The following is a 7,519-nucleotide window of genomic DNA, read 5'->3' as shown; positions in this document are numbered from 1 at the left end:
TGAGCGCCGGGGCGGGGCGCGGCCCCCCACCCCCGCCCCCCGGCGCCTGTCGTGCGCCCCGGCACCGAGTACCGGCGAGCCACTACCATCGGCCAGCATCGGCGGGCGTTCGCCCGACCCTCAGGCCAGGGAGCGAATCGTGCTGATCACCCACGACACCCGGTGCGCCCTCGACACCGTGGTCGATCTGGTGAACACCGCACCGGAGGACGAGGCGTCGCCGGACGCGCTGCCGGATGTCGCGGCGCTCGCGGATTTCGTACGAAACCACGAGATCAGTGATGTCGGGGTGCTCTCGGAGTTCGATCTGTCGGCCGTGCGCAAGATCCGCGGCCGGTTCGCCTCGGTCTTCGCCGCGCCGGACGCCCGGTCCGCCGCCGCCCTGATCAACGACCTGGTCGCCGCCGCGGGCACCACTCCCCGGCTCACGGACCACGACGGCTACGAATGGCATGTGCACTACTTCGCGCCGGGCGCCTCCGTCGCCGACCACCTGGCGGCCGACTGCGGGATGGCGCTGGCGTTCTTCGTGGTGGCCGGGGAGCAGGAGCGGCTGCGGCGCTGCGAGGCCCCCGACTGCCGACGGGCCTTCGTCGACCTGTCCCGCAACCGCTCACGCCGCTACTGCGACAGCCGGACCTGCGGAAACCGTCTGCATGTGGCCGCCTACCGGGCGCGGCGCAAGGAGGCCGCGGGCTGAGGCCTGGGCGGCGGGGCGGGGGGCGGGCGGGGTGTCGACGTGGTCCCCGACGGGTGACGCCGGGGACCACGGGTACGGCTCAGAGCAGCAGCAGGTCGTGCAGCGCAGCCATGAGCAGAAGAGACCCGATCACCGCAAGGAAGATCATCAGCGGTGGCTGGGAAAGGGCGAAGAGGCATCCACGCGGCTCGTCCTGCTGCGGCGCGGTATCGCTCTGTTTCGTGTCCAGCATCTCGCGGCGATGATGGCGCAGCCGACGCCACCGGCGCGATCAACACGCCCGAAATGAGCGGTAGTTCGCCGGATTCCGCGATGTCCGTTTCGAATCGTGATCGCTTACGGACCCACGTGGGCCCTACTGCGAACGTTTCAGTTCACCACGCGACCGTCATATGCCGTGCTTCTTGAGGATGGCCTCGATGTCGCTGAAGTCCTCCGCGCCGGACTCGGTGGTCCTGGGCTTGCCCGCCGGGCGGGTTGCCGGAGTGCGCGTGGCCGCGCCGAGGGAGGGCGCCGAGGCCGCGGGTGCCACCGCCTCCTGCTGGGCGCCGCGGGCCGCCCTGCGCTCCTTGCGGGTGCCGCCGCGGCGGCGCTCCACCGCGCGCGTGGTGGAGAACAGCACCCACGACAGGCCGAGCACGGCGAAGCCCGCCCAGGCGGTCGGGCTGAAGGCGGTGTCCGCGAGCCAGTCGACGACGCCGGTCATCACCAGACCGAGCGGGACGAGGGAGTAGGCGGCGATACGGGTGGCCGCGAGAAAACGCTTCCGGTACGCGGTGACCGCCGCGATGCCCAGGCCGGCCGCGGCGACGGCGGAACAGACGGTCTCGGCAATCATCCGGTCCTCCAGGCGGGGCTCGATCGGCAACGTGCCGCTTCGTCCCTATCCATCCTGCACCTCCCGACCCCTGCCGGGCCATGCCCCGGCAGGACATCAGGGACATCTCCGGGTCACCTCCTCCGCAGGTGCCGGTCGGGCCCCTACCGGTGAAGCGGGCGGATGCCGCTCGGACGGCCGGGGGCGATTCGGCCCGCTGGGCAGGAGCTGGGAGACTGGGCCCATGAGCGACCCCTCCCCCGTCCGTCCCGCCGCGCCCGTTCTCGATGTCTGGTGCGACCTGCAGTGCCCCGACTGCCGTGACGCGCTGGACGATGTCCGGGCCCTGCGTGCCCGTTACGGCGACCGTCTGGAGCTGCGGCTGCGGCACTTCCCGTTGGAGAAGAACAAGCACTCCTTCGCCGCCGCGCAGGCAGCCGAAGAGGCCCTGGAGCAGGGCAGGGGCTGGGAGTTCGTCGAGGCCGCGCTGGGGCGTGTCGAGGAGCTGAACCGCAAGGGGGAACCCTTCCTGGTCGAGGTGGCCCGTGAAATGGGGCTCGACGCCGAGGAGTTCGACACCGCGCTGATCGACGGCCGGCACATCCTGATCGTGGACGCCGACCAGGCCGAGGGCAAGGCGATCGGCGTGAGCGGGACACCGACGTACGTCATCGACGGCAAGCGTCTCGACGGCGGCAAGAGCCAGGAGGGGCTGCGCGAGCGGATCGAGGAGATCGCGGACCGGCTGCTCGCCGGGCAGGACTGAGCCGGCCTCAGAGCAGGCGCTTGTACATCGAGTAACCGACCGTCACGTACCCCAGCGACTCGTACAGCCGCTCGGCCGGTGTGTTGCCGGCGAAGACGTTGAGGCCCAGGACCCTTCTGCCGGAGGCGATCGCCTGCCCCTCGGCCAGCAGCATCAGGGACCGGCCGTGCCCCCGGCCGCGGAAGGCCTCCTCGGTCTCGACGTCGTACACGAAGGCCTTGGCGTCGATGAACTCCACCCACAGGACCCCGACCCGGACGCCGTCGTGCTCCAGGACGCTGAACAGTGCCTCCGGCGTCGCAAGGCCCCGCTGCACCAGCTTTTCGTGGTCCTTGCGTGACCTCTCCCGGGCCTCGGCCTCGGACATCCCTCTCTCGCTCCAGTCCCTGGCGTACTCCGTGATGCCGCGCTCCGCCCACGGCCAGAACTCGGCCTCCGTCATGGGTCTGCCCCGGCTGCCCGCGGGCAGCCCGGGCGCGTCGGCGCCGAGCGGCTTCTCCATGCCGCGGTTGCGGTGGACGTAGCCGAGTGTGGTGGCGAGCCGCAGCGCGGGCCGGGCGTCGGCGGGAACCCTGATCTCCAGCTGTCCACAGCCCCAGCCCCGCGCCACCTCCTCGGCGGCGAGAGCGGCGACCGTGCCGCGGCCGCGCCTGCGGTCCGGCTCATCGATCCGCAGGTCCCGGATCTGGGCGACGGCCGGTCCGAAGGACGGGTGGGTCGCGAGATGTATCGCCCCGACGGGACGGCTGTTCACGCACACCGTGTAGTGGCGGGACAGCGCCCCGTCGACGCCGCGCTGGAGCGGCTCGATCGGCCGCAGAGTGGTGGTCATCACCGGAGTTCTACCCGCTCCCGCGCGCCGGAGCAGCCGATTGTCCGCGGCCGTCAGGGATCGAGGTCGTCCCCGGCCCGCTCCTCGAAGATCCGCATGGCCTTGGCGGTCACCGGGCCGGGGGCGCCGGGCAGTTCGCGCGTGTCCACCCGGTGGACGGCCTGGACGTCCCGCAGGGTCGACGTGAGGAAGATCTCGTCGGCCCGCTCCAGGACCTCCAGCGGCAGGTCGGTCTCCCTCGCCCCGGTCCATTCGACGGTCAACGCGCGCGTGATGCCCGCGAGGCAGCCGGAGGCGAGCGGCGGAGTGTGGATCTCGCCGTCGAGCACGACGAAGACGTTCGACCCCGTGCCCTCGCACAACTGCCCGACCGTGTTGGCGAACAGCGCCTCGGAAGCGCCGTCCTCACGCGCGCGTGCCAGGGCGACGACGTTCTCGGCGTACGAGGTGGTCTTGAGCCCGGTGAGCGCGCCGCGCTCGTTACGGGTCCACGGCACCGTGATCACGGCCGTGGTGTCGGGGCGCGGGGTGGACTCACCGAGGGCGACCACCAGCGTCGGCCCGTGCTCGCCCCGGTCGGATCCGAGGGGACCACGGCCACCGGTGTAGGTGATGCGCAGCCGCCCGAGCGGCATCGGATTCGCCTCCAGTACGGCGGCGCAGGCGCGGCGGACCTCGTCATGATCGGGGGCGGGCAGCCCGAGGCCCCGCGCCGACAGCGTCAGCCGGTCGAGATGCCGGGTGAGGGCGAAGGGACGGCCGTCCACCGCCTTCACGGTCTCGAAGATGCCGTCGCCCACGGTCAGCCCGTGGTCGAAGACGGAGACGCGGGCGGTCTCGATGTCCTGCAGCCCGCCGTCGAGCCAGATCTTCACGTAAGAGTCCCTCCACTCACCTCGTACGTCCCCGACGCTACCGCGAGCAGCCGGGACGCCTTCAGCTCGGTCTCCCGCCACTCCCCCTCGGGGTCGGACCCCCAGGTGATACCGGCGCCCGTGCCGAAGCGCAGCACTCCTTCGGCGCGGTCGATCCAGAAGGTGCGGATGCCGACGGCCAGTTCCCCGGTACCCCGGTCGGCGTCGACCCAGCCGACGCCTCCGCAGTACGGCCCCCGGGGCGCGGTCTCCAAAGCGTCGATGATCCGCAGGGCGCTGGACTTGGGCGCACCGGTGACCGAGCCGGGCGGGAAGGCGGCGCCGAGCAGCTCGGCCCAGCCGGCGCCCTCGCGCAGCTCGCCCCGCACGGTCGACACGAGATGGACGAGACCTGGGTGCTTCTCCACGGCACACAGGTCGGGAACGGTGACGCTGCCCGTGGCACACACCCGCCCCAGGTCGTTGCGCACCAGGTCCACGATCATCACGTTCTCGGCGTAGTCCTTGGCCAGCAGGTCGTCCTCGGTGCGCCCGGTCCCCTTGATCGGCCCCGACTCCACGACCCGCCCCGCCCTGCGCAGGAACAGTTCGGGGGACGCGGTGGCTATCTCAACCCCGTGAGCGGGGAGGCGGATCGTTCCTGCGTACGGCGCCGGGTTGCCGCGGGCCAGCAGCGCGGTGAGCGCGTCCACGTCGGCGCCGGGTGCGAGGGGCGCGGTCAGGACACGGCAGAGGTTGGCCTGGTAGACCTCGCCGGTGGCGATGTGCGCGCGAATCCGCCGTACGCCCTTCGTGTACGCCTCGCGGTCGAGCGACGACGTCCAGTGACCGGCCGCCGGACCCCGCCACGCCCCCGGCGCCGGAGCGGGCACCGGTGACGGGCGTACGTCGGCGAAGCGGGCGCAGGTCAGATGGCCCTCGAAACTCGCCACGACGGCCCAGAAGCCGGTGGAGTCCAGGGCCGCGGGATCGCTGGTGACATCGAGGAGACCGGTGGCGACGCGGTCGCCGAAACGGGCGAGAGGAGCGAGGTCGAGCACGCTGTCGAGTCTATGGCGGGCGTCCTGCGGGTGACCTGGCCATGTCCTTGCGGCCGCCCTGACCACGTACGTCGACATGCGCAGGGCAGCACGCTGCGCAAACGCGTTTTTGTACTGGCCCCGGAATCCGCTAGAGTTCAACTCGTCGCCGGGCCGCGAGAGCGGAACGAAACGACAAGCGGACGTAGCTCAGTTGGTAGAGCGCAACCTTGCCAAGGTTGAGGTCGCGAGTTCGAGCCTCGTCGTCCGCTCGATGGAACCAGGGGATCTTCCCGAGCCCCTGCACTCCTGGTGGAGTGGCCGAGAGGCGAGGCAACGGCCTGCAAAGCCGTCTACACGGGTTCAAATCCCGTCTCCACCTCCAAGGACGATTAGCTCAGCGGGAGAGCGCTTCCCTGACACGGAAGAGGTCACTGGTTCAATCCCAGTATCGTCCACTGGATCTTCGGAAGATCATCGAAGGTCTGACCCGCGCGATTAGCTCAGCGGGAGAGCGCTTCCCTGACACGGAAGAGGTCACTGGTTCAATCCCAGTATCGCGCACGCAGCACGCACGGTCTTGATCGTGTTTCCCGCGCGATTAGCTCAGCGGGAGAGCGCTTCCCTGACACGGAAGAGGTCACTGGTTCAATCCCAGTATCGCGCACACACCGAAGCCCCCGGCCCTGCGGCCGGGGGCTTCCTCGTTGCTCGGTCAGCTGGAGAACAGCATGTGGCCGAAGCCGCGGTTGCGGTGGTGACCGCCGTGATGGCCACCGTGGCCGCCGTAGTGACCACCGCCGTGCTGCGGTGCGCCCCACGCCGGTGCGCCGGGCGCGGCGGGGTACTGCGGAGCGGCCGGAGGCGGTGGGACGACGGGGCCGCCGCCGTACTGGCCCTCCAGTCGGGTCAGCGCCTCCAGCTCGCCGTAGTCGAGAAAGATCCCCCGGCAACCGCTGCACTGCTCGATCTGGACACCGTTGCGGTTGTACGTGTGCATCGGTGCGTGACACTTCGGACACTGCATCGTCGGCTCAACTCCTCGCCCGTTGGTCCTGCTTCGCGTTACGCCAGGACAGACTCCGTCCGCCCCTGGTCGGTTGCACCCTACTTCTCGACACCGCCCGCCAACTGCGGCGGGGCAGAACCCATTCGGTCACAGGCGTCGACGACCGCCTGCTCCACGTCGTCCAGCGCCCGGCCCGCCTCGGTCGCCTTGGCGATCGCCCGGGCCGCGGTCTGCACGGTGAGGGCGCGGGCGGCGACGTCCAGAGCCGGCCAGGGATCGCCCCCGGCCGGAACGGCGGGGCCGCCAGCGGCCCGGTAGGCACCGAGGAAGCGGGACCAGTCGTCGGGCGACAGCAGGCCGCAGGCGTACCAGGCGGCGGGTCGGGCGAGGTCCCACGCGGGTTCTCCCACACCGAGGTCGTCGACGTCGATGAGGCGCCAGAGGCCGTCGGGGGCGGGGTGGCGGACGAGCTGGCCGAGGTGGAGGTCGCCGTGGCAGAGCGTCGTGGTGTCGGACATGGGGGTCTCGGCGCGGGCCCAGGGCGGGAGGGTACGCCAGGCGCGGATGACCGAGGCAACGGCGGGTTGCCGTCGCTGCCGGGTCGCTTTGAGGAGACGCGCGACGGCGAGGGCGGCCTTGACCGGGCCGCGCATGGGAGGCAGGTCCGGTGGGGCGGGGCTGCGGTGGAGGTGGGCGAGGAGGGTGGCGGCCGGTTCCCAGGGGGCGGCGTCGGGGTTCTTCGGGTCCACCGGTTCGCCGTACGGCCAGAAGGTGACGAGTCTGCCGTGCAGCTCTACGGGCGTCCTGTTCAGGGGGTTGAGGAGGATGCCGGGGAAGTGGGCGGCCGTGGCGAGGCGGGGGGCCAGGTCGGCGGGGGTGGTGCCGGGGGCATGGGCCTTCGCGACCGTGTCGGCATGCCGGACGACCGTCGCGTCGGGGCGGTCGGCGAGGGTGGTCGCTCCGCAGGGGCAGGCCGCCGAGGTACGCGAGTGAGCCTCGGTTCTTGCTCTGAGGGTGAGCTCGGTGAGCAGGGGGTGGGGGGACACGGGGCTCCCTGGGGGCGGGGTGGTCTGACCGCGAGGGTACGCGGCCGCTGCGCTGGGCTTGGGCCGGGCGCCTATGGGGGCGCCGGGCGGGGGTCTCGGGCGGGTGCGGGTCCGATGGGGCTGATCGCGCAGTTCCCCGCGGGCAGCTGCGCTGGGCTCCGGCCGGGCGCCCATGGGGGTGCCGGGAGGGGGCGTGTCGGGCGGGTGCGGGCGCGTTGTGGCTGGTCGCGCAGTTCCCCGCGCCCCCAAGGGGTTGCAGTCGCCTGCACCAGGACGGACCGTTCGACGCATCTCGCCTGCCCACGACGGGCCGTTCGCCGCGTACGGCGCGCAGGGGACGGGGTGGGGGGTGTCCGCCCGCGAAGCGACAAGGCGTCTGGAGGGGTTCATGACTGACCTCGACGCGGGTCGAATCCCGGAAGAGGAACGCTGAACAAGTCCAGAGCAGTCGAGTT

9 protein-coding genes and 5 tRNA genes are annotated in these 7,519 nt (G+C 71.6%); 7 read left to right on the top strand and 7 right to left on the bottom strand.

Annotation, left to right across the window (positions count from 1 at the left end):
• Positions 1–139 precede the first annotated feature (139 nt).
• Positions 140–700 (top strand): CGNR zinc finger domain-containing protein, encoded by a 561-nt coding sequence (locus ABZT02_RS45935; RefSeq protein ID WP_356029395.1) that lies wholly within the window; start codon positions 140–142, stop codon positions 698–700.
• Positions 701–779: 79 nt separating this feature from the next.
• Here ABZT02_RS45935 and ABZT02_RS45930 read toward each other — a convergent pair whose 3' ends face one another.
• Positions 780–932 carry a hypothetical protein gene (locus ABZT02_RS45930; protein WP_356029393.1) on the bottom strand — a complete coding sequence of 51 codons (153 nt, stop codon included), beginning with the start codon at positions 930–932 and terminating at the stop codon, positions 780–782.
• 156 nt (positions 933–1,088) lie between these two features.
• Entirely contained in the window at positions 1,089–1,538 is a 450-nt protein-coding gene (locus ABZT02_RS45925; RefSeq protein ID WP_356029391.1) for a hypothetical protein, read from the bottom strand.
• A gap of 223 nt (positions 1,539–1,761) precedes the next feature.
• Here ABZT02_RS45925 and ABZT02_RS45920 point away from each other — a divergent pair, with 223 nt between their 5' ends.
• Positions 1,762–2,283 carry a DsbA family protein gene (locus ABZT02_RS45920; RefSeq protein WP_356029388.1) on the top strand — a complete coding sequence of 174 codons (522 nt, stop codon included), beginning with the start codon at positions 1,762–1,764 and terminating at the stop codon, positions 2,281–2,283.
• A gap of 7 nt (positions 2,284–2,290) precedes the next feature.
• Here ABZT02_RS45920 and ABZT02_RS45915 read toward each other — a convergent pair whose 3' ends face one another.
• From ABZT02_RS45915 to ABZT02_RS45905, 3 genes are read right to left on the bottom strand one after another with little or no spacing between them, the layout of a single operon-like run.
• Complete coding sequence (locus ABZT02_RS45915) at positions 2,291–3,118, bottom strand: GNAT family N-acetyltransferase (protein WP_356029386.1); 828 nt, start codon at positions 3,116–3,118, stop codon at positions 2,291–2,293.
• Between the two features lie 50 nt (positions 3,119–3,168).
• Positions 3,169–3,990, bottom strand: coding sequence for an aminodeoxychorismate lyase (locus ABZT02_RS45910; RefSeq protein ID WP_356029383.1), 822 nt, complete (start codon positions 3,988–3,990; stop codon positions 3,169–3,171).
• Positions 3,987–5,030, bottom strand: a complete 1,044-nt coding sequence (locus tag ABZT02_RS45905) for a chorismate-binding protein (protein ID WP_356029381.1) — start codon at positions 5,028–5,030, stop codon at positions 3,987–3,989. The genes ABZT02_RS45910 and ABZT02_RS45905 overlap by 4 nt, the downstream gene beginning before the upstream one ends.
• Before the next feature lie 178 nt (positions 5,031–5,208).
• Between ABZT02_RS45905 and ABZT02_RS45900 the strand changes: the two genes are divergently transcribed.
• The 5 genes from ABZT02_RS45900 to ABZT02_RS45880 all read left to right on the top strand — a co-directional run bounded on the left by ABZT02_RS45900 (position 5,209) and on the right by ABZT02_RS45880 (position 5,676).
• Positions 5,209–5,281: transfer RNA gene (locus tag ABZT02_RS45900), tRNA-Gly, on the top strand.
• Between the two features lie 39 nt (positions 5,282–5,320).
• Positions 5,321–5,394, top strand: a tRNA-Cys gene (locus tag ABZT02_RS45895).
• 1 nt (position 5,395) lies between these two features.
• Positions 5,396–5,467, top strand: a tRNA-Val gene (locus ABZT02_RS45890).
• Positions 5,468–5,501: 34 nt separating this feature from the next.
• Positions 5,502–5,573, top strand: a tRNA-Val gene (locus ABZT02_RS45885).
• A 31-nt stretch (positions 5,574–5,604) separates the two neighbouring features.
• Positions 5,605–5,676: transfer RNA gene (locus ABZT02_RS45880), tRNA-Val, on the top strand.
• Positions 5,677–5,724: 48 nt separating this feature from the next.
• Here ABZT02_RS45880 and ABZT02_RS45875 read toward each other — a convergent pair.
• Both ABZT02_RS45875 and ABZT02_RS45870 read right to left on the bottom strand, forming a co-directional pair.
• The gene (locus tag ABZT02_RS45875; protein ID WP_031054045.1) at positions 5,725–6,036 is read right to left on the bottom strand and encodes a zf-TFIIB domain-containing protein; all 312 of its coding nucleotides are present in this window, start codon (positions 6,034–6,036) and stop codon (positions 5,725–5,727) included.
• Between the two features lie 80 nt (positions 6,037–6,116).
• Positions 6,117–7,064 (bottom strand): aminoglycoside phosphotransferase family protein, encoded by a 948-nt coding sequence (locus ABZT02_RS45870; protein WP_356029378.1) that lies wholly within the window; start codon positions 7,062–7,064, stop codon positions 6,117–6,119.
• Positions 7,065–7,519 lie beyond the last annotated feature (455 nt).

It is taken from the genome of Streptomyces sp. NPDC005402 (genome assembly GCF_040606575.1).
Lineage (GTDB): Bacteria > Actinomycetota > Actinomycetes > Streptomycetales > Streptomycetaceae > Streptomyces.
The sequence above is the reverse complement of the archived record's forward strand: the minus strand, read 5'-3'. Positions and strand labels throughout refer to the sequence as shown.